We start from the raw sequence: 20,591 nt of genomic DNA, 5'->3' as shown, positions 1-20,591 counted from the left end.
GACAGAATTGACTTTTTTCTTATTAGATTTATACTAAATAGAGCACTTTTCTAGTGTATTTCCGTGCTCAGCACTCCAGTTAACGTTGAAGTACTGCAAGAATATGGACCGATAGCTCAGTGGATAGAGCATTCGCCTTCTAAGCGAATGGTCGCAGGTTCGAGTCCTGCTCGGTCCGATTTTATAGTTAATCTTATGTAGCTATTTGCATAATGCTAGCCTTTGGTTATTGCCTCAGGGCTAGCAACTTGAATAAGAAAGGCTTAAGCAAAGTTTAAAATTACTTATCTTCCATGATTTCTAAACTAACTCTGACATTGTTTCTGCTTGCTACAGAAACTAGTAGGGTACGAATAGCTTTGATTGTGCGGCCTTCCTTCCCAATAATCTTCCCAATATCGGGTTTAGCAACACTTAATTCATAGATAATCGTATGAGTACCCTGAACTTCTTTAATGTGTACTTCTTCAGGACGGTCAACTAGATTTTTAATGATATAGGCTAAAAATTCTTTCATAAAGTGATCCTATTAAATGATTCGCATGGTCTTTAAAAAGAGATTCAATATTAATTAATTTTAATTTGTTTTATAAAATAAGGAAACTTTTTAATGAATGGTTGTTTATTTAAAAACTAATTCTGGTAGCTTGTTGTTCAATACAATTTTATCATTTTGAAATTCTTTTATTAAGAGAGAACGCATATCTTCAGGTAAACTAGCTGTTAACGAACAAAATTGTAGAGTCTCTGGATGAGTAAAATCTAGGCTATAGGCATGCAATTGTTGTTTGTCAAGGCCGTAACTATGGTTTACTGAGGGAATCCCATAGACTGGATCTCCAAGAATAGGAGTTCCTAAATGCTTCATGTGTACTCTGAGTTGGTGAGTTCTTCCTGTCTCAGGAGATAAGGCAACTAAGCTCAGTTTTCCGTTACAGGCAAGAACTTGGCAATGAGTAATAGCTTCTTTTCCTTGAGAGCTTACAGTCATTTCTTTACGCTTATTATGATGTCTACTAATGCTTGTATGAATTGTCATAACATCTGGCTTGCCTATACAAATTGCTAAATAGCTTTTCTTTAATCTCTTAGTAGCAAAAAGCTCACAATAAACTTTTTTTGCTTGCCGAGTTTTTGCTGTAATAATTAATCCCGAAGTGTCTTTATCAAGTCTGTGTACGATTCCTGGCCTCCAAGGTTCTTCAGGAAACTCTTCTTTTAATCTCTCCCCTATCTCATTGAGAAGAGCATGGACCAGTGTTCCATGAAAATGACCAGGAGCAGGGTGAACTACCATATTCCTCGGCTTATTTATTACTAAAATCATCGGGTCTTCATAGACTTTATTTAGCGGAATAGCTTCAGGAATTAACTCAAGAGGCTCTTCTTTTTCTTGGATATCTATGGTGATTAAATCGCCAAAATTTACACGTGTAGACACCTTCGTGTTTGTTTGGCCATTGATTTGGACAAGCCCAGCTAAAATATGCTGTTGGTAAAAAGCTCGAGAATATTTAGGACATATCTCAGTAAGATACTTATCTAAACGCTCCAGATTTTCTTTGGTTACAGTAAATGAAATAATAGTTTTCATTGGAATTTTGATAACTTTGCTTACTAGTTTAATATTGATACAGTTAAGGATCTAGACTTTTTATTAAAAGGCTTATTTATTTTCTGATCCTTAAAGACTTAGAAATTTTTTAATAATTTAATGCTTTTGATACAGATGTAAGCATTTTAGTGAAAAAATGTAATCCACTCTGGACTAATCTACCTAATTAATGAACGACCGTAAATCATTAAACATGAAACTTGAATCAAACAAAAGGTCACAAAATCCTTAACAATGAATTAGCGATTTTGGCTAAAAGAATCGAGATCTTTCAGAGTAATCTGCTCAATTTTTGAGCAAACAAGAAGCCTTAAAGGAGAAAGGTCGGAACATAAAAACAGAGACTTTAATAAGCTCGAAACATGAAGAACAGTTTTTTCCCAGTCCTCAATAGACAGAGGGAATCTAGGAAGTTCTTTAGCTAAGTAAGGAATATTCTGATGAGTAATGATTCTAAGATATAAAGACGAGTTAAGTAAAGACTCCCAACGTTTTGGCGAACGCAGTAGGCGTTCTTGTGTGGGAGCATCTATTGGAAGAGCTAAGAAATACGTAAAAGACATTACTGCTCTTTGTACACAGATCGCATACGCTTAGAGGCTTTTTGTGCTCGATCCATATCTTTATGAACAAGTCCAAATGTTGAAATTAAAATAGATTGAATGAAGTTATCGTACATCTTTTGTCCCTCTTCGACTCCTCGTTGTTCGATGAGAGCTAGACGTAGCTGATCAAGGGTTTTTACAGGACCTTCGAAGTGAGGCATATTTGCCATAGTCATATATTCAGGAATCCCGGGCTTTTCTGTTTTAGGTGTCTCTAGAGTTTTAGGTTCAGGTGGTCTTATGTGAATATAACGTGGTTCCATAATCTCAGTCTGTAGTAATTATAGTCTCTGATTTAATTCTAATTTAAAAAGAAAATATTTTGCTATCTTTTATTTTTAGGATTTTTAAGTAAACTTAATTGCTTAAATTAAGCTTTGTTGTTTCAAAGTAGGCATGTTTTTTGCCTTAAAGTTTGTGATTTGCGTTTTTCTCTCTCCTAAATGACCGTATCGTTCTAAAAGTCCTTTGAGATATTTGATGGTTACTTCTTTTATTCTTCCAAGATCTTTTTTTACCACACTCTGTTTTTTCTCTAAGGCTAAAAGCTCTTTAGTGCACGTCTCTTCATTAAAACACAAAATTTTCTTAATAGTTAATCCAGCGAGTTGAGAGGTATCTTCTTTTGTAGGGGGAGTTGCAAGATGGGTAATCCAGGGTGTTAACGCTTTTAATACAGCCTGATGTAAGTCATCAGCAGAAACCTTTTTGTTTTTTGCTAGGGATTCTCTGATGGAATCGTAGAGTTTATGTTTAATAAAAATGTATTCTAAAGTTTTATGGTGGTGATCTAAGGCTAGTTGTTCCTGAAGCAACAAAAGTTCTTTTTTAAGGTAGCCCTGTAGAGCTTCAGTGTGGAGTTTAAGTACTTCCGATATGGAACACTCTACAGGTTTGTTATTGTAAATCACAGTGGGTTTAGAATAGAGTACCGCTTGACATTCCGTATGCTCAAATAAAGTAGGAATCACATCTTTTGCTCGAAAACCTTTCGGAAGTTTAATTTCAATATGAGGAACATCAGTAGAAAAATCCTGGATCGTATCAATCTTAATAGTTCCTCGTTTTGCTGCATTTTCTATAGAGCGAATCAATGTTTCTGTTGTGGATTGGGGACAGATTTGTTTAATAATTAGAGTTCTGTCATTAATGATGTCTATCGAAGCTTGTATAGTAATCGTTCCTAAACCATCTTGATAATTAGAAGCATCCATAATTCCTCCTGAAGGGAAATCAGGAACTAAGCTAACGTTTTTATTGTTTAAAATAGCAATCTGAGCCTTTAAGAGTTCTGCAAAATTGTGAGGGAAAATTTTAGTCGTCATCCCTACAGCTATCCCATCTACACCATGGATTAGAAGTAGGGGAATCTTTGCAGGTAAGATATCAGGTTCTTTCTCTCTCCCGTCATAGGAATCGTGAAAACTGATTAAATCTGTATTGAAGAGAGTTTCTCGAGCTAAGGGACTGAGCCGGGCCTCTATATAACGGGCAGCAGCATGAGGATCACCTGTAAGGGGGTTCCCAAAATTACCTTGAGTGTCGATAAGGTACCCTTTGTTTGCTAAAATAACGAGGGCTTCTATAATGGGAGCATCTCCATGGGGATGGAGAGCCATAGTCCTTCCAGCTATATTGGCAACTTTATGCATTTTTCTGTCGTCCATCAGGAATAAAGTCCATAAGAGACGGCGTTGTACAGGTTTTAAGCCATCAAGAATATGCGGAATAGCCCTTTCTAAAATTACGTAAGAGGCGTAATGCATAAAATGTGTTCTAAAAAGATCAGAAACGTCACGCATAAATTAAAAGTCAGTAATAAGATTATCTATAATAAATTGTTTTCGCTCTTTTGTATTTTTCCCCATATAAAATTGTAAAATTGAAGAGACATTCTCTAAGGGAGTAATCGTAACTGGAGTAAGTCGTATGTCAGGACCTATGAAGGCAGCGAATTCTTTAGGAGAAATCTCTCCTAAACCTTTGAATCTTGTTATTTCTAACGAAGAGTCTTTTTTCCCAAATTGCTTTAAAGTGTCGAGCTTTTCTTGCTCAGAATAACAATAGAGAGTGATTTCTTTATTTCTAACCTTAAATAAAGGGGTTTCTAAGATAAAGAGGTGATTATTTTCTACAAGAGGTAAAAGTGTTTTGAGGAAAAAAGTAATTAAAAGATTGCGGATGTGCATTCCATCCACATCAGCATCAGTTGCAAGAATGACCTTGTTATAACGTAGATGTTGGGTATTATTTTGAGTAATGCCAAGAGCTGTCGCTAGATAAAATAACTCGTCATTTTTGTACATTTTGGCCTCTTCCAAAGAAAAGACATTCATAGGCTTTCCTCGCAGAGAAAAGACAGCTTGAGTTAAAGGATTTCTTGAAGCAAGAATGGAAGCAGAGGCCGATTCGCCTTCAGTAATGAAAATAGACGAGGTTTCACCGTAAAGAGATCGATCATTATAGTGAAATTTACAGTCCCTAAGTTTGGGAATTTTATAGTGAACTTTCTTTTGCTTGGTTTTGAGCTCTTGTTTTATAAATTGAATGTTTTTTCGTGTTTTTTCATTGAATTTTATCTTTTCTAATAGAAGATCCGCAGTAGTCTTGTCTTTACGTAAAGCTTCTACAATCGCCTGCTTCACATCTTTAACTAAAGACGCGCGAATTTGTGTATTCCCAAGTTTATTCTTAGTTTGAGATTCAAAAATAGGAGAAGCTATTTTTATTGCTATGCAACCGACGACACCTTCTCGAATATCATTAGCAACAAACATTTTCCCAAAAAATTCATTTATACCCTTTACTATCGCTTCTTTAAATGCTGCAAGGTGCGTACCTCCATCAAGAGTTGCTTGCCCGTTGACAAAAGAAAAATAACGTTCGGCACTACCTTCTAGGTGAGAAAAGATAAATGAAAGATTATCGCTATGAAAAAAAAGGGGAGAGTATAAGGGTTCTTCGTGAACCTCATCCTCAAAAAGATCTTTTATGCCATTCTGGGAAAAGAATACTTGGTCATTAAAAAAAATTTCTAACCCAGGATGTAAATAGGTATACTGACGGATCTTATCTTTTAGAAAGTCATGATTAAAGGCAAAATTAGGAAAGATTACGGGGTCAGGAGAGAAGGAAACAAAAGTCCCATCAGAATCTTTGGTAGAGCCTTGTTGGGAATCTTGAAGGACTCCTCGATGGAAGATAGCATAATGGTATTTTTTCTTTCTTACAGAACGTACAGAAAATCTTTCTGATAGTGCATTAACAGCTTTAAGTCCTACTCCATTCAACCCTACTGAAAAGTGGAAAATGTCTTGGGTATACTTAGCTCCTGTGTTGATTTTAGAGACGCAGTCTATCAGCTTCCCTAAAGGAATACCACGACCCTGATCTTGGATGGTAATTTGTTTATCATTAGCAGAAATCGTTAAAGATTTTCCATGCCCCATGATGAATTCATCAATGCCATTATCAACAACTTCTTTAAAAAGAGTATAGATACCGTCTTCTCGTTGTGAGCCATCTCCGAGTCTTCCAATGTACATTCCAGCCCGGAGACGGATGTGTTCAAGGGAGGCTAAAGAAAGAATGCTTGCTTCTGTATATGCCGCCATATGTAATATTTTTTGAATTTTCAAGAAAAGCGGATGATAAATCCTTTGACCGATTATCTATTCTGCAAAGAGAAAGGGACAAGATTAGCGTATAACGTCAACCCTAGTTGTAATTCAAAATCTTTGCTTTAGCAATTTATTACTTTATTAGTGCCTTAGCTTTAAATTGTATGTCCGCTAAAGCTATATTCTTAGGATGAAATTCTTATAACCTCCTTAGAAATCTAGGGCGCATCTTACCCCAACATCTTTTTCCTAATCAAGGAAGAACAAAATATAAAAACATAACCCATGCTACTGGTTTACAGTAGACATTTGCTAAAGTCTATAACGTACAGTCTATTTTCAATATTCTCAGAATAGTTCACAACATCGATCTTTTAGGAGGGTGATCAACCTTAAGAGTTTGATATCGGGCATTCAAGGATTATTTGATGGCTTCTAATTTTCTGTTCGTCTATACAGCTAAGTTACTTTTCATTGGTGAATTTGGTATAAGTTCCCTTCATACTGTTCTGAAATTATCGAATTGTGCTTATGGTATTAGGAGTTGTTGGAATTAGTTATCGCGAAGCCGCTTTGAAAGAAAGAGAACGTGCTATTCAGTACTTAAAATCTTTTGAAGAAAATCTTTTTTTAGCTCAAAATTGTTTGGGTCCGAGAGGAGCATTCGTTTCTCTGCTTACTTGTCATCGAGCAGAATTGTATTACTATTCAGCAAGTCCTCAGATTGCCCAAGCAGCTTTACTTTCAGAATTTACTTCTTGTGGAGTTCGTCCTTATTGTCATAGAGGCATGTCTTGTTTTAGTCACTTGTTTTGCGTTACTAGTGGTCTAGATAGCTTGATTTTTGGAGAAACAGAAATTCAAGGACAGGTTAAACGAGCTTATTTAAAGACAGCAAAACAACGCAGTCTACCCTTCGATCTCCACTTTTTATTTCAAAAAGCTTTAAAGGAGGGGAAGGATTATCGCTCACAAACAATATTCCCGCGTAATGAAGTGACTATAGAAACCGTTATTCGAGAATCGTTGCTGATCTACGGTAAGTCTGTAGATGCTAACCTTTTATTTGTAGGGTACTCGGATATTAATAGAAAAGTAGCGGGGAGTTTGTATCAAAATGGGTATTATAATATTACCTTTTGTTCTAGACAAAAAGTAACCTCGCCGTATTTAACCTTACCTCGAGAAGCTCTGTCGTTTAGGCAATCTTATGATGTAATTTTCTTTGGTTCTTCGGAGCCTGCCTCTCAATTTTTAGATCTTTCCTATCAAACTCTTGCTAGCGTTCCTCATCGTATTATATTTGATTTTAATGTGCCGCGAACGTTTCTATGGAAAGAACCCCCTAAAGATTTTATTTATTTAGATATGGATTTTATTAGTGAATATATGCAAAAAAGGTTGCCGTGTAGCGAAAAAGAAGCAAACAAAGCGAAATTTTTTTTAACTTGTGCCGCAAAAAAGCAATGGGAAATTTATGAAAAAAAGAGCTCACATATATCCCAGAGGCAAATTTCAACTTCTTGCGTTCATTCTGTTCTAAGCTATTGATGCTTTAATGCCTAATTCATCTCTTGACATATACAGCTTTCGAAAATACTCTAAGCTTTCATTAGAAGTACGAACGCCCCCGATATCTATGCGCCAATGAACGTATTTTGGTTGACTGATGGGTTATATTATTAAATCTTGTAATGAATTCAGCTCGATTTTTCTTGTGGTCTCTTGTTCTTTATAATGAAAAAGATGAACAAAAAAAATCACTTAATGCTGTTTCTACAAATAAGAAATCATTTTTATTTTTAAAGTTCGTATTGGCATAACTCGATTTAAAGGAACAAAAAGCAGGTTTTAGAAATGAGATTGTCTAGATTCCTCGTGGAGCAAAGACAACCATTGCTGCGTTGGAAAACACGAGTATGTTGGAAAAATTAATAAAAAATTTTGCCACGTATATGGGTATAACGTCAACGCTTGAGTTTGATGCTGATGGAGCCTATGTCCTGCCTATAAGTGAGATAATTAAAGTACGCGTTCAGCAAAATGCTGATAACGATATTGTTTTAAGTGCTTCTTTAGGAGCTTTCCTTCCATCTGCTGATACACCAAAATTATACTTGCAAATGATGATTGGTAATTTATTTGGTAGGGAAACAGGAGGTAGCGCTTTAGGGCTAGATTCCGAAGGCCGTGTTGTCATGGTGCGTAGATTTTCTGGGGATACTACCTATGATGATTTTGTACGTTATGTTGAGAGCTTTATGAATTTTGCAGAAACGTGGTTGTCAGATCTGGGCCTAGGTAAATAGTAACAAGGTGGAGTAAATGGCAGTACGATTAATTGTTGATGAAGGCCCCTTGTCTGGTTTAATTTTTATCTTGGAAGATGGGGTAAGTTGGTCTATAGGACGTGATTCTAGTGCTAATGACATTCCCATTGAAGATATCAAGCTCGCTGCTTCGCAAGCTCTTATCAATAAGACAGACGAAAACTATTATATTACAAATTTAGATGATGCTAATCCTATTTTTGTAAATGGCGTTGAAATCACAGAAACTACACAATTAGAAAATGAAGATAGTCTAATACTAGGAAGTAATCATTATTCTTTCTTGTTAGATGATTTTGATCCTCAAGATCTTGTTTATGATTTTGAGCTGCCTCAAGAAAATTTCCCTAATGCTTCAGAGAATTTGTCCGATAATAATCAACAAGGCCAAGTTCCAGAGCCTCCGCCAACTTCGCAAGCAGATGGTTTGAAGAAGTCCAAAGGAACTGAGGCAAGTAGTGCTCCAATTACAAACAAGGACCAAGAACTTGCTGATGCTTTTCTTGCATCAGCAAAAAAGGTAAAAAATCAGCCAAAAGGCAAAATCGCTCAGGAGGATTCCTTAGAATCTTTGCAAGAATCTTCGAATCCGAAGGCACAAAATGCAAATGATTCTCCGGAAGGAGAGGAAGGAAATAAACAACCCCAGAATGCCATTATGGAAGATAACGGAGCTTCGTCTAGTCAAGATCCGCAACCAAAGTCAGCAAATCCGACTTCTGAGAACGCTTCTATGGATAATAGTCCCTCGAAAAAAAATAAATCTGTGAAAGAAAAAAAAATAGAGAAAAAAAAAGAGCTTGATTTAACACAAAAAACAGACAAATCTAAGGCAGAAGTAATAGCTTCCGATGTAGAAAAAGACTTAGAGGATAAGAAATCAGAAGAAGCCTTTCTAGAAGAGGAAGAGCATCTTGCTGAAAGTAATGGAGAGGATCAAGAAGAGTCTGGTATTGATAGTGATGGAAATGAAAAAGCTCAGGCGGATAATAAAGAACAGTCTAAGAAGATAGAACATACGAAGAATTCTGTTCTATCTCCCTTTCATATTCAAGATCTTTTCCGATTTGATCAGACAATTTTTCCTGCGGAAATCGACGAAATTGCTAAAAAAAATATCTCTATAGATTTAACTCAGCCTTCGCGTTTTCTACTTAAAGTACTATCTGGCGCTAATATTGGAGCTGAATTCCATTTAGATTCAGGAAAAACCTATATTTTAGGTACAGATCCTACAACTTGTGACATAGTGTTTAATGATTTAAGTGTTTCTCATCAGCATGCAAAAATTAGTGTAGGTAATGATGGTGGTATCATTATCGAAGATCTCGAGAGTAAAAATGGCGTGATTGTTGAAGGAAGGAAAATTGATAAAACTTCTACGTTAAGTTCAAATCAGGCTGTAGCTTTAGGGACTACGTTGTTTTTACTTATAGATCATCATGCTCCTGCTGATACTATAGTAGCTTCTCTATCCCCTGAAGATTATAATTTATTTGGAAGACAGCAAGATGCTGAAGAGCTAGAAAAACAAGAGGCTCTACAACAAGAAGAACAATATAAGAAATCGACACTACCAGCAGGATCCTTCATTCTTACTTTGTTTATTGGTGGATTAGCTATCCTATTTGGTATAGGGACGGCCTCTCTTTTTCATACAAAGGAGGTTGTTCCTTTAGAAAATATTAACTATCAAGAAGATCTTGCTCAGGTAATTAATCAGTTTCCTACTGTGCGCTATACGTTTAATAAAACAAACAGTCAACTTTTTTTAATTGGCCATGTGAAAAATAGTACAGATAAAAGTGAACTACTTTATAAAGTAGATGCTCTTTCCTTTGTAAAATCTATAGATGACAACGTGATAGATGATGAAGCCGTTTGGCAAGAAATGAATATCTTGTTGTCAAAACGACCTGAGTTTAAAGGCATCAGCATGCATTCTCCAGAACCAGGAAAGTTTATTATCACAGGCTATGTTAAAACAGAAGATCAAGCTGCTTGCTTAGTCGATTATTTAAATATACATTTTAATTATCTATCACTACTAGAGAATAAAGTTGTTGTTGAAACGCAAATGCTCAAGGCAATAGCGGGTCACCTTCTTCAAGGAGGTTTTGCAAATATTCACGTAGCCTTTGTAAACGGTGAGGTTATTCTTACTGGCTATGTAAATAATGATGATGCAGATAAGTTCCGTGCTGTTGTCCAAGAACTTTCCAATATTCCTGGAGTCAGATTAGTTAAGAATTTTGCTGTCTTACTTCCTGCTGAAGAGGGAATTATAGATTTAAACTTGCGTTATCCCAATCGTTATCGTGTCACAGGCTATTCTAGATACGGGGAAATAAGTATAAATGTAGTTGTCAATGGTAGGATCCTAACGCGTGGAGATGTTATTGATGGTATGACAGTAACAAGTATACAACCTAACACTATCTTTTTAGAAAAGGAAGGGTTGAAATATAAAATCGACTACAATAAATAACCAAGTATCGGGATTTATTAATTATTTATATTTAGGTAGATATTCTATGTTTAATATGGAAAATACAACAGCGAAAGAAAAAAATGCTCAGCCGCTGTTAGACTTAGAACAAGATATGCAAGATCAGAACAAAGCTCAAGAACTTAAAAATAAAGTTCAAAATAAAGTTCACAAGTTAAACGCACTTCTTCGAGAAGGATCAGACAAAGAATCTTTTGGGCAACAACAGGCGTTGTTAGCAGGCTATGTGGCTCTGCAAAAAGTTTTGGGTCGGATCAACCGCAAGATGATATAAAGATCCAGAGGGGAGAAATCTATGGCTACGAATAAAAGCTGCACAGCATTTGATTTTAATAAGATGCTTGACGGTGTATGTACTTACGTTAAGGGTGTTCAGCAATATTTAACTGAATTAGAAACATCAACACAAGGTACTGTGGACTTGGGAACCATGTTTAATTTGCAATTCCGTATGCAGATTTTATCACAGTATATGGAATCTGTATCAAACATTCTAACTGCTGTGAATACAGAGATGATCACAATGGCTAGAGCCGTTAAGGGAAGTTAATAATATAAGGAAAGGATCATGGGAGATTTGGAAATATTTGAAGCAGACTTTGCTTTGTTATTTGAAGCAGGGCTTTTGGCCATTAAACAAGGAGATGAAGAGAGCGCAAGAAAACTTTTTCAGTCTTTGCATATTCTAAACCCTAATCATTATGGTCATGATCTGGGACTAGCGTTAATTTCTTTGCATAAAATGGAGCTTTTTGACGCGGAAGAACGTTTAAATGCTCTTATACAAGGAAACGAAGACAATTGGAGTATAAAAGCCTTTTTATCTCTTACGCATATGCTAATTGTTTTACATCAAGGAAGCTCTTTTGAAGTCCGTAGAGAGAGTTTAGAAAGTTGCCTCAAATTTGCTGATCAAGTGATGGCAAATTGTGAAATAGAATCTACACGAGCTCTTGCTCAATCTGTGTTAGATTGGCACGATACTTTAGTTACAAAGAGCGCAGGTCCTTTGGGCTGAGTTTTTGGCTAAATAAAGAATAGTAAGATGGTTTTTTTGTATGATAGACCCTATAGAATATTTTCCTAATCTTGATGAAAATGCAGAAATTCAATCTGTAAATCAAAATACAGGCACTCCTTTACCCAGTGAATTAAAAAAAGAGATACCTTCATTTGCTTTGGGATCACATGCTACGCCTAAAGGAGATGCTCTTGTTGAAGGATTTAAGCCTAACCCCATGGCATTGATGCAAGATCAAAATTCTAATTTAGTTGATCCTGAGTTGCAAAATGCTTTGGAATCAGAAGAGCTTCAAGAGCAGATAAATAATCTTAAAGGACGCCTTTGGGATTTTCGTACGACATTCGAAGATAGTCAGACAACAGCACAGTTTGCAGATGAACATTTTCAAGCTGTAGGCGTTATCATAGATTTAATTAGCGATGACTTAAATACGATTGCTGTGCATACCCAACAAGATGCTAAAACACGAGATCAAACAGAAGATGCCTCAGTGACAAGAAAAGTAATCAACTGGGTTTCTTCTGGGGAAGAAGTCCTAAATCGCGCTCTACTCTATTTTTCTGATAGAGATGGTAGTCGCGAAAGTTTAGCAAATTTCCTCAAAGTACAATATGCTGTGCAGCGGGCTACTCAAAGAGCAGAGCTTTTTGCTAGTATTGTAGGCACCTCTGTAAGTAGTGTGAAAACGATTATGACAACGCAATTGGGCTAACATGGATCAATTAACAACAGATTTTAATGCGCTCATGTCTCAACTCAGCGATGTGAATCTTACGACTGTAGTAGGACGCATTACAGAAGTCGTTGGTATGTTGATCAAAGCCGTAGTTCCTAACGTACGTGTTGGAGAAGTGTGTTTAGTAAAACGTAGTGGTATGGAGCCCTTAGTTACAGAAGTTGTCGGTTTTACCCAAAGTTTTGCTTTTCTCTCTCCGTTAGGAGAGCTGACAGGAGTTAGTCCTTCTTCCGAAGTCATCCCTACAGGCTTGCCTCTACATATCCGCGCAGGTAATGGTTTGTTAGGTCGAGTTCTGAATGGGTTGGGAGAACCTATAGACGTAGAAGCTAAGGGCCCACTACAGAATGTTGATGAAACTTTTCCTATTTTTCGTGCGCCTCCCGATCCTTTACACAGGGCAAAATTACGACAGATTTTATCTACAGGTGTACGTTGTATAGACGGTATGCTTACGGTTGCAAGGGGGCAGCGTATTGGAATTTTTGCTGGTGCCGGAGTAGGGAAATCTTCACTTCTAGGTATGATCGCAAGAAATGCTGAAGAAGCTGACGTTAATGTAATTGCGCTTATTGGAGAAAGAGGGCGTGAAGTACGTGAGTTCATTGAGGGGGACTTAGGAGAAGAAGGAATGAAACGTTCGGTAGTCGTTGTTTCTACCTCTGATCAATCGTCACAATTACGACTTAATGCTGCTTATGTGGGAACTGCAATTGCAGAGTATTTTCGTGACCAAGGTAAAACTGTAGTCCTTATGATGGATTCTGTTACACGATTTGCTCGTGCATTAAGGGAAGTGGGTTTAGCTGCTGGAGAACCTCCTGCTAGAGCAGGGTACACTCCCTCAGTTTTTTCCACACTACCACGCCTCTTAGAAAGATCAGGAGCCTCTGACAAAGGAACAATTACAGCGTTTTATACAGTCTTAGTAGCAGGTGATGATATGAATGAACCTGTTGCAGACGAAGTTAAATCTATTCTTGACGGGCATATTGTCCTATCTAACGCTCTAGCTCAGGCATATCATTATCCTGCAATCGATGTACTCGCCTCTATTAGTCGATTGTTGACAGCTATTGTTCCTGAAGAACAAAGACGCATAATAGGGAAAGCAAGGGAAGTTTTGGCTAAATATAAAGCCAATGAGATGCTCATTCGTATTGGAGAATATCGTCGGGGCTCTGATCGTGAAGTAGATTTTGCTATTGACCATATTGACAAGTTGAATCGCTTTTTAAAGCAAGATATCCATGAAAAAACAAATTATGAGGAAGCAGCACAGCAACTGCGCGCCATTTTCCGCTAAATAAAGAGTAGTATACTGTGGCAAAATATCCGCTAGAGCCTGTTTTAACGATTAAAAAGGATCGTGTAGATAGAGCTGAAAAAATTGTTAAAGAAAAACGACGCCTTTTAGAAATAGAACAAGAGAAATTAAGAGAAAAAGAAGCCGAGCGCGATAAAGTTAAAAATCATTATATGCAAAAAATCCAGCAACTTCGTGATTTGTTGGATGAAGGCACAACGAGTGACGCTGTTTTGCAGATTAAGTCTTACATTAAAGTAGTCGCAGTGCAGCTCTCAGAAGAAGAAGAAAAGGTAAACAAACAGAAAGATGCTGTGCTGGCTGCTTCTAAAGAACTTGAAAAAGCAGAAGTAAATTTAGCTAAGCGTAGAAAAGAGGAAGAGAAAACGCGACTTCATAAAGAAGAGTGGATGAAGGAAGCTCTCAAAGAAGAAGCTCGTGCTGAAGAAAAAGAACAAGATGAGATGGGGCAATTGCTTTTTCAACTGCGCCAGAAAAAAAAACGTGAATCAGGGGGACGCTAGTTCATGGAATTAAACAAAACAACAGAATCATTATACAGCTCTAAAACAGATACACGTAATGTGCATCACGACTCTCAAGCTATTCCTGAACCTAAAGATAATCGTGATGTTCAGGTGTTTTCTTTAGAAGGAAAGCAACAAACACGCCAAGAAAAAGCCTCTTCAAATAAAAGTCATTCACGTACAGAATCTAGAAAGCTTTCTGATGATGATAAGCGTGTTAATGATGAAATCGCTGAGGCAGGGGGAAAAGAGGAAGAGCTAAAAGAAGAGTCTCAAGAGCTTTGCTTTGCTGAAAATGCTTTTGCTGGTATGTCTCTCATAGATATTGCAGGAGTCGGATCGACAGAAACTATTGTGGAAGTTGCTCCTGTAGCTGTAGCTGGCATCGATACGCAGTGGATACAAGATCTCATTCTTTCTACTGTAGAATCGATGGTTATTTCTGAAATGAACGGTGATCAGCTTGTGGAATTGGTATTAGATGCTAATGCTAATGTTCCTGAAGTCTTTGCTGGAGCTAATCTTACATTAGTGCAATCTGGGAAAGAGCTTTCTGTGAAATTCTCAAGTTTTGTAGATGCTGCGCAGATGACCGAGGCGGCTAATCTTGTAGTAAATAATCCTAGTCAGCTTACTTCTTTAGTAAATGCTTTGAAAAATTATCAACTGACTTTAAAAGAATTTACTGTTGGAAATCTTTTAGTACAGCTTCCTAAACTTGAAGAAATGCAAACACCTTTACATATGATTGCCTCTACAATCCGTCATAGAGATGAAGAGAGGGATCAAAGAGATCAGAACTCAAAACAACAACAAGACGATAAAGAACAAAATTCCTATACAATTGAAGAAGCACGTTTATAAAGGTAACTTATGGCAGTAACAGCCGATCCTAGTGCAAGTTGGTTAAAATCTCGGAATAGTTTTTTAAGGTCCCTAGGAAAGTCTGAGGAGCAGATTGCTGCTCCTCAGTTCCCAAAGGAACTTAGCCAACATAAAATCAGAGAGAAATTTCGAATCGAAGATGTCCAAATTTCTATAAGCTTTCGGGGATCTATAACTGCTCTAGAAGCAACTAAAGAATTTGGTCTGCATCTCTTAATACAACCTATGGTAGTCCAGCCTTGGGAAGTAGGAACTATATTGTTCCTAACATCTGAAGAGGACCTCCAGGAACTCATGGTAGCAGTATTCGATGATGCTAGTCTCGCTTCATATTTTTATGAGAAAGATAAACTCTTAGGTTTTCATTACTATTTTGTAGCAGAAATTTGTAAATTATTTGAAGAGTTACAGTGGGTTCCCTCTTTATCTGCTAAAGTAGCTGGTGAGGCCTTATTTACTGCTAAAAGTCTAAAAGGTTCTTACCAGGTTGTAGATATTTCTCTGCGCCTAGACGGCAAAAATGTTCACTTCCGTCTATTATTACCTCAAGAAACTTTTCAAAGTTCTCAAAAGTTTTTCTCTGATCTAAGTGAAGAGGCAGATTTTCACAATATAGATCAAACACAATTGCTCTCTCTTTCTGTAGAAGTGGGATATTCTCAGCTGACTCAAGAGGAATGGCATCAGGTAGTTCCAGGATCATTTATTATGTTAGATAGTTGCCTTTATGATCCTGAAACAGAAGAAAGCGGAGCTCTACTTACAGTGCAAAATCATCAGTTTTTTGGTGGGCGTTTTTTAAGTCTCTCTTCAGGAGAATTTAAGATCACAAGTTATCCTAATCTTGCTCATGAAGACCCTCCTCTTCCTGATAATCAACCAGCTCCTGCAGCTCCCCTTCCTGGATACAGTAAGCTGGTAGTTGAAGTGGCGAGGTATTCGTTAGCTGTTGATGAATTTATTAAGCTGAATTTAGGGAGTGTATTGAATTTGCGAGCCCATCCAGCACATGGTATAGATATTATCTTAGATGGAGCTAAGGTCGGAAGGGGCGAAATTATTGCTTTGGGAGATGTTTTAGGGATTCGCGTTTTAGAGGTATAAAGAAAGATTTGATTTATGGATTGTCGTAGCGACATCCCTCTTCCTGAATCTCAGGTGATTGGCGGATATCATGTTAAAAAAATTTTAAGCAAGAAGTTAAGAAGTAGAGTTCTTCAAGGATTGCATCCTGAAACACGTCATACTACGGTTATAAAAGTTTTTTCCCCTTTTGATTCTTTCAATAGCCGTGCTGTTCATAATTTTCTTAAGGAAGCTCAGAGTCTTCATCAAATTGTTCACCCTAATATTGTTAAATTTTATCGCTATGGTAAATGGCAAGATTGCTTGTATCTTGCTATGGAATATATAGAGGGTGTTTCTTTAAGAGATTTTATCCTTAGCCAGTTTATCTCTTTACCTCGAGCTATAAATATCATCTTTGATATTGCGCAGGCTTTGGAGTATTTGCATAATCGGGATATCCTCCACAAAGATATAAAACCTGAAAACATTTTAATTACGTCTCAGGGAAAAATCAAACTTATAGATTTTGGACTCGCTGCTTGGGACTCGGAGATCTATTCTAGCCATCCTGAAGTTGCGGGCACTCCCTATTATATGAGTCCGGAACAACGTCAAGGAGAGCCTCATTCTACTGCTTCGGATATCTATGCTTTAGGGTTATTAGCTTATGAACTTATCTTAGGACATCTTTCTTTAGGAAGAGTCTTTATATCCTTGGTTCCTGAAAGGATAAGTAAAATTTTATCAAAAGCTCTACAGCCCTCGCCTCAAGCTCGCTATCGCTCGATTCGAGAGTTTATCCAAGATTTGCAGCACTACCGTATGTCTGGAGATATGGATAAAGATTTACGAGTCAAAGATCAGACTACAGCATTCTATGAACAACTCCAAGAACAGCGATACTGGTTAGCATCAAAAACATTAGAGTTTCCCAATTTTATATCTGGTCGTGTCTATCATCAAGGATATCCCTTGTATCCTCATGCATATTATGATACGTTGCTTGAAGAAGATGTTTTTAATCTATGGTTGGGCTATAGTCCTACCAGTAATGTAACTGTGGCTTTATCTGTTATAAAAAGTTTGGTTTCCCAACAAGATATAAGACGTCCTCTTTTAGATAGAATATGCGAAATTAATGAGTTCTTGATTCGTATGGAAGTACCTATGGATGAAGCGGGTATCTCTATACTTTGTCTTGATATTTCGAAAGAAAATAAGGAACTCTCTTGGATAGCTTGTGGGAAAACCGTTTTCTGGATAAAAAGACAGGGAAGCGTTTGCCGAGACTTTGTGAGCTTTTCTCCAGGGTTGGGGAAAATTTCTTCTTTACAAATTCGAGAAACCAAGGTTGCATGGGAAATAGGTGATGAAGCTGTAGTAAGTACGCTACAATTAGATGAATCTTTTGCGTCTTTCAAAACCCTATCACTCGCAGAGTTGCAAGATAGAAGGCAAAAAGCTATATTCTGTCCTATAGAGAGCATATGTGATGGAATCCCAGGTTGTGCGAATGGAAGTGCTTATCCCTCAACGCTCATTAGCTTAAAAAGAATCCGGTGAAAACTGTGACATTGAACATTGGAAGAAAAGTCTTGCAACTCATCAAAAAAAAGAAAAAAAAGATCGGGATTTTAAGTGCTCTCTTTTTTTTAGATTTAGTTTTACTCGGTGTAAGTTCGCAAAAGTCAGTAGATACTTCTGACAGTGTAAAACACAATCCTAGAGACCAAAAAAAACATCTAGCTGCTTGTCCTAAAAACTCAGCAGCTTCGCTTGCAGCAAAAAAATATCAGAGTAAAAAAACAACTCCTGGTTCTATTCCAAGTAAAGTTTTCTCTAAATTAGAACCCGCAAACACAAATTTTAAAAAGAATGCAGGATCAGTATTGCCTGCAAAACCTACAACTTTACGAGAACTTGAAGAGAGAAAGAAATCTCGAATAGAGTATAAATCTAGTACAAATATAAAGAAGTCTCCTCGTTTTTTACCCAAACAAGAAGAAGAACCCGTACCTGCAGTGTCTCAAGAAGAACTTGATAATATTCAGGTTTGGGAAGATAAGCAGCAATATGCTCGCCGAGCAATCAATGCTGTTAACCTAAGTATAAAAAAACAACTTGAAGAACAAGTTTCTTCAACAAATTCTGAAAAAGAGATCAAAACTACAACAAAATCAACGACTAACTCTTCTAAACAAAATATCTCAAGTCCTTTGCAACCCTCGCCTATGAAAGAGAAAACAGTAGTTACACCTACTGTATCTCAAGAAAAGTCCGAGGAAGAAAAGGTGAAGGAACGTTTATCAAAACGAGAAATTACCTGTGAAGATCTTAAAGATAATGGTTATACTGTAAATTTTGAAGATATTTCAATTCTAGAGTTATTGCAATTTGTAAGCAAAATTTCTGGTACTAACTTTGTCTTTGATAGTAATGATCTGCAATTCAATGTAACTATTGTTTCCCACGATCCTACTTCTGTGGATGATTTATCTACTATTTTACTGCAAGTCTTGAAAATGCATGACTTGAAAGTTGTCGAACAAGGAAATAATGTCCTTATTTATCGTAACCCACATCTTTCTAAACTTTCTACAGTAGTAACAGACAGTTCTTTAAAAGAAACTTGTGAAGCTGTTGTTGTTACTCGAGTATTCCGTCTTTATAGTGTCAGTCCTGCTGCAGCCGTAAGTATCATTCAACCTTTACTTTCTCATGATGCTATTGTTAGTGCCTCAGAAGCTACCCGACATATCATTATTTCAGATATCGCCGGTAATGTTGATAAAGTTAGTGATTTGCTGGCTGCTTTAGATTCCCCAGGTGCAGCTATAGATATGACTGAGTACGAAGTTAAGTACGCCAATCCTGCCGCTCTTGTTAGCTATTGCCAAGATGTTCTTGGTACTATGGCTGAAGATGAGGCCTTCCAGATGTTTATTCAACCTGGAACTAATAAAATTTTCGTAGTCTCTTCTCCACGTCTTGCTAATAAAGCCGAACAACTCTTAAAGTCTTTAGATGTTCCAGAAATGGCACATACTCTAGATGATGCTGTGAGTACATCCTTAGCTTTGGGTGGCACAGGAACCAGCAATCCTAAGAGTTTGCGATTTTTCATGTACAAGCTGAAATATCAAAATGGAGAGGTAATTGCTAATGCTCTCCAAGATATTGGTTATAATTTATATGTAACTACGGCTATGGATGAAGATTTCATTAATACTCTGAATAGTATCCAATGGTTGGAAGTGAATAACTCAATAGTTATTATCGGAAACCAAGGAAATGTTGATAGAGTCGTTAGCCTGTTGAATGGTTTAGATTTACCTCCTAAACAGGTTTATATTGAAGTTTTAATTCTAGATACTAGTTTAGAAAAATCTTGGGATTTCGGAGTTCAGTGGGTGGCTTTAGGCGATGAGCAAAGTAAAGTCGCTTATGCTTCTGGATTGTTAAATAACACTGGTATAGTGACACCTACAAAAGCAACAGTACCTCCTGCTACGCCAAATCCTGGTTCAATTCCCCTTCCCACACCAGGTCAATTGACAGGATTTTCTGATATGCTGAATTCGTCATCAGCATTTGGTCTAGGAATTATCGGAAATGTCTTAAGCCATAAAGGTAAGTCATTCCTAACTTTAGGCGGCCTACTCAGTGCTCTTGATCAAGATGGTGATACTATTATTGTTTTGAATCCTAGAATTATGGCTCAGGATACACAACAAGCTTCGTTTTTTGTAGGACAAACGGTCCCATATCAAACAACAAACACTATTATTCAAGAAACGGGTACTGTAACTCAAAATATCGATTACGAAGATATTGGAGTTAATCTTGTAGTGACCTCTACAGTAGCTCCTAATAATGTAGTTACCCTCCAGATTGAACAAACTATATCAGAATTACATTCTGCTTCCGGATCCCTAACTCCAATCACAGATAAAACTTATGCAGCTACGCGCTTGCAAATTCCTGACGGCTGTTTTTTAGTTATGAGTGGTCATATTAGAGATAAAACTACGAAAGTCGTTTCAGGAGTTCCTTTACTAAACTCTATACCATTGATTCGCGGTTTATTTAGCCGTACTATAGACCAAAGGCAAAAACGTAATATTATGATGTTTATAAAGCCTAAGGTGATCAGTAGCTTTGAAGAGGGTACTCGTGTTACTAATAAGGAAGGATATAGATATAACTGGGAAGCCGATATAGGATCCATGCAAGTGGCTCCTCGCAATGCTCCTGAATGTCAGAGAGCTCCTTCTTTACAGGAGGACAGTGACTTTAAAGTGCTAGAAATAGAAGCTCAGTAGTGGTATATAAAAGAGAAAGATGATATTCTATGCCATGAATAACT

General features: G+C 37.0%; 19 protein-coding genes and 1 tRNA gene. 14 read left to right on the top strand and 6 right to left on the bottom strand.

Annotated elements, in window-relative coordinates:
- The first annotated feature begins 105 nt into the window (after window positions 1-105).
- Window positions 106-178, top strand: a tRNA-Arg gene (locus C834KP_RS03435).
- 102 nt (window positions 179-280) lie between these two features.
- Here the strand turns inward: C834KP_RS03435 and C834KP_RS03430 are convergent.
- From C834KP_RS03430 to C834KP_RS03405, 6 genes are all read right to left on the bottom strand, one after another.
- Window positions 281-517 (bottom strand): KH domain-containing protein, encoded by a 237-nt coding sequence (locus C834KP_RS03430; RefSeq protein WP_108896783.1) that lies wholly within the window; start codon window positions 515-517, stop codon window positions 281-283.
- Between the two features lie 105 nt (window positions 518-622).
- The gene (locus tag C834KP_RS03425; RefSeq protein ID WP_108896782.1) at window positions 623-1,594 is read right to left on the bottom strand and encodes an RluA family pseudouridine synthase; all 972 of its coding nucleotides are present in this window, start codon (window positions 1,592-1,594) and stop codon (window positions 623-625) included.
- A gap of 260 nt (window positions 1,595-1,854) precedes the next feature.
- Window positions 1,855-2,178, bottom strand: coding sequence for a hypothetical protein (locus C834KP_RS03420; RefSeq protein ID WP_108896781.1), 324 nt, complete (start codon window positions 2,176-2,178; stop codon window positions 1,855-1,857).
- A complete protein-coding gene (locus C834KP_RS03415; RefSeq protein WP_108896780.1) occupies window positions 2,178-2,483 on the bottom strand; it encodes a CT656 family putative T3SS effector in 306 nt (101 codons plus the stop codon). Before C834KP_RS03415 ends, C834KP_RS03420 begins: the two co-directional genes overlap by 1 nt.
- Window positions 2,484-2,585: 102 nt before the next feature.
- The gene (locus C834KP_RS03410; RefSeq protein ID WP_108896779.1) at window positions 2,586-4,022 is read right to left on the bottom strand and encodes a DNA gyrase subunit A; all 1,437 of its coding nucleotides are present in this window, start codon (window positions 4,020-4,022) and stop codon (window positions 2,586-2,588) included.
- A gap of 3 nt (window positions 4,023-4,025) precedes the next feature.
- Entirely contained in the window at window positions 4,026-5,834 is a 1,809-nt protein-coding gene (locus C834KP_RS03405) for a DNA topoisomerase IV subunit B (protein WP_108896778.1), read from the bottom strand.
- A gap of 537 nt (window positions 5,835-6,371) precedes the next feature.
- Here C834KP_RS03405 and C834KP_RS03400 point away from each other — a divergent pair.
- From C834KP_RS03400 to C834KP_RS03340, 13 genes are all read left to right on the top strand, one after another.
- Complete coding sequence (locus C834KP_RS03400) at window positions 6,372-7,391, top strand: glutamyl-tRNA reductase (protein ID WP_108896777.1); 1,020 nt, start codon at window positions 6,372-6,374, stop codon at window positions 7,389-7,391.
- 368 nt (window positions 7,392-7,759) lie between these two features.
- Window positions 7,760-8,149 carry a type III secretion system chaperone gene (locus tag C834KP_RS03395; protein WP_108896776.1) on the top strand — a complete coding sequence of 130 codons (390 nt, stop codon included), beginning with the start codon at window positions 7,760-7,762 and terminating at the stop codon, window positions 8,147-8,149.
- Between the two features lie 16 nt (window positions 8,150-8,165).
- The gene (gene sctD, locus C834KP_RS03390) at window positions 8,166-10,658 is read left to right on the top strand and encodes a type III secretion system inner membrane ring subunit SctD (protein WP_108896775.1); all 2,493 of its coding nucleotides are present in this window, start codon (window positions 8,166-8,168) and stop codon (window positions 10,656-10,658) included.
- A 16-nt stretch (window positions 10,659-10,674) separates the two neighbouring features.
- Window positions 10,675-10,953: a DUF5398 family protein gene (locus C834KP_RS03385; protein ID WP_338031261.1), complete on the top strand. Its 279-nt coding sequence runs from the start codon at window positions 10,675-10,677 to the stop codon at window positions 10,951-10,953.
- 21 nt (window positions 10,954-10,974) lie between these two features.
- A complete protein-coding gene (locus C834KP_RS03380) occupies window positions 10,975-11,229 on the top strand; it encodes a DUF5407 family protein (protein ID WP_010883348.1) in 255 nt (84 codons plus the stop codon).
- A gap of 18 nt (window positions 11,230-11,247) precedes the next feature.
- Complete coding sequence (locus C834KP_RS03375; protein ID WP_108896773.1) at window positions 11,248-11,697, top strand: CdsG family type III secretion system protein; 450 nt, start codon at window positions 11,248-11,250, stop codon at window positions 11,695-11,697.
- A gap of 40 nt (window positions 11,698-11,737) precedes the next feature.
- Window positions 11,738-12,415 carry a CT668 family type III secretion system protein gene (locus tag C834KP_RS03370; RefSeq protein WP_108896772.1) on the top strand — a complete coding sequence of 226 codons (678 nt, stop codon included), beginning with the start codon at window positions 11,738-11,740 and terminating at the stop codon, window positions 12,413-12,415.
- 1 nt (window position 12,416) lies between these two features.
- On the top strand, window positions 12,417-13,745 hold the full coding sequence (gene sctN, locus C834KP_RS03365; protein WP_108896771.1) for a type III secretion system ATPase SctN: 1,329 nt from the start codon (window positions 12,417-12,419) through the stop codon (window positions 13,743-13,745).
- A 17-nt stretch (window positions 13,746-13,762) separates the two neighbouring features.
- Window positions 13,763-14,269, top strand: a complete 507-nt coding sequence (locus tag C834KP_RS03360) for a type III secretion T3S chaperone (protein WP_108896770.1) — start codon at window positions 13,763-13,765, stop codon at window positions 14,267-14,269.
- A gap of 3 nt (window positions 14,270-14,272) precedes the next feature.
- Window positions 14,273-15,136, top strand: a complete 864-nt coding sequence (locus C834KP_RS03355) for a DUF5421 family protein (protein ID WP_108896769.1) — start codon at window positions 14,273-14,275, stop codon at window positions 15,134-15,136.
- A gap of 9 nt (window positions 15,137-15,145) precedes the next feature.
- Window positions 15,146-16,261 (top strand): type III secretion system cytoplasmic ring protein SctQ, encoded by a 1,116-nt coding sequence (gene sctQ, locus C834KP_RS03350; RefSeq protein WP_108896768.1) that lies wholly within the window; start codon window positions 15,146-15,148, stop codon window positions 16,259-16,261.
- Between the two features lie 15 nt (window positions 16,262-16,276).
- Window positions 16,277-17,788: a serine/threonine protein kinase gene (locus C834KP_RS03345; protein WP_108896767.1), complete on the top strand. Its 1,512-nt coding sequence runs from the start codon at window positions 16,277-16,279 to the stop codon at window positions 17,786-17,788.
- A complete protein-coding gene (locus C834KP_RS03340; RefSeq protein ID WP_108896766.1) occupies window positions 17,785-20,547 on the top strand; it encodes a secretin N-terminal domain-containing protein in 2,763 nt (920 codons plus the stop codon). The genes C834KP_RS03345 and C834KP_RS03340 overlap by 4 nt, the downstream gene beginning before the upstream one ends.
- Window positions 20,548-20,591 lie beyond the last annotated feature (44 nt).

The organism is Chlamydia serpentis (assembly GCF_900239945.1).
In the GTDB taxonomy this organism is placed as follows: Bacteria; Chlamydiota; Chlamydiia; order Chlamydiales; family Chlamydiaceae; genus Chlamydia; species Chlamydia serpentis.
This window is presented reverse-complemented; position numbering and strand designations above follow the sequence as displayed.

Bases quoted from the DNA above. Each gene is read 5' to 3' on its own strand.
- C834KP_RS03355 (WP_108896769.1), top strand. From the start codon at position 14,273: ATGGAATTAAACAAAACAACAGAATCATTATACAGCTCTAAAACAGAT.
- C834KP_RS03370 (WP_108896772.1), top strand. From the start codon at position 11,738: ATGATAGACCCTATAGAATATTTTCCTAATCTTGATGAAAATGCAGAA.
- C834KP_RS03400 (WP_108896777.1), top strand. From the start codon at position 6,372: ATGGTATTAGGAGTTGTTGGAATTAGTTATCGCGAAGCCGCTTTGAAA.
- C834KP_RS03430 (WP_108896783.1), bottom strand. From the start codon at position 517: ATGAAAGAATTTTTAGCCTATATCATTAAAAATCTAGTTGACCGTCCT.
- C834KP_RS03375 (WP_108896773.1), top strand. From the start codon at position 11,248: ATGGGAGATTTGGAAATATTTGAAGCAGACTTTGCTTTGTTATTTGAA.
- sctD (WP_108896775.1), top strand. From the start codon at position 8,166: ATGGCAGTACGATTAATTGTTGATGAAGGCCCCTTGTCTGGTTTAATT.
- C834KP_RS03405 (WP_108896778.1), bottom strand. From the start codon at position 5,834: ATGGCGGCATATACAGAAGCAAGCATTCTTTCTTTAGCCTCCCTTGAA.
- C834KP_RS03420 (WP_108896781.1), bottom strand. From the start codon at position 2,178: ATGTCTTTTACGTATTTCTTAGCTCTTCCAATAGATGCTCCCACACAA.
- sctN (WP_108896771.1), top strand. From the start codon at position 12,417: ATGGATCAATTAACAACAGATTTTAATGCGCTCATGTCTCAACTCAGC.
- sctQ (WP_108896768.1), top strand. From the start codon at position 15,146: ATGGCAGTAACAGCCGATCCTAGTGCAAGTTGGTTAAAATCTCGGAAT.
- C834KP_RS03410 (WP_108896779.1), bottom strand. From the start codon at position 4,022: ATGCGTGACGTTTCTGATCTTTTTAGAACACATTTTATGCATTACGCC.
- C834KP_RS03380 (WP_010883348.1), top strand. From the start codon at position 10,975: ATGGCTACGAATAAAAGCTGCACAGCATTTGATTTTAATAAGATGCTT.
- C834KP_RS03345 (WP_108896767.1), top strand. From the start codon at position 16,277: ATGGATTGTCGTAGCGACATCCCTCTTCCTGAATCTCAGGTGATTGGC.
- C834KP_RS03425 (WP_108896782.1), bottom strand. From the start codon at position 1,594: ATGAAAACTATTATTTCATTTACTGTAACCAAAGAAAATCTGGAGCGT.
- C834KP_RS03395 (WP_108896776.1), top strand. From the start codon at position 7,760: ATGTTGGAAAAATTAATAAAAAATTTTGCCACGTATATGGGTATAACG.
- C834KP_RS03415 (WP_108896780.1), bottom strand. From the start codon at position 2,483: ATGGAACCACGTTATATTCACATAAGACCACCTGAACCTAAAACTCTA.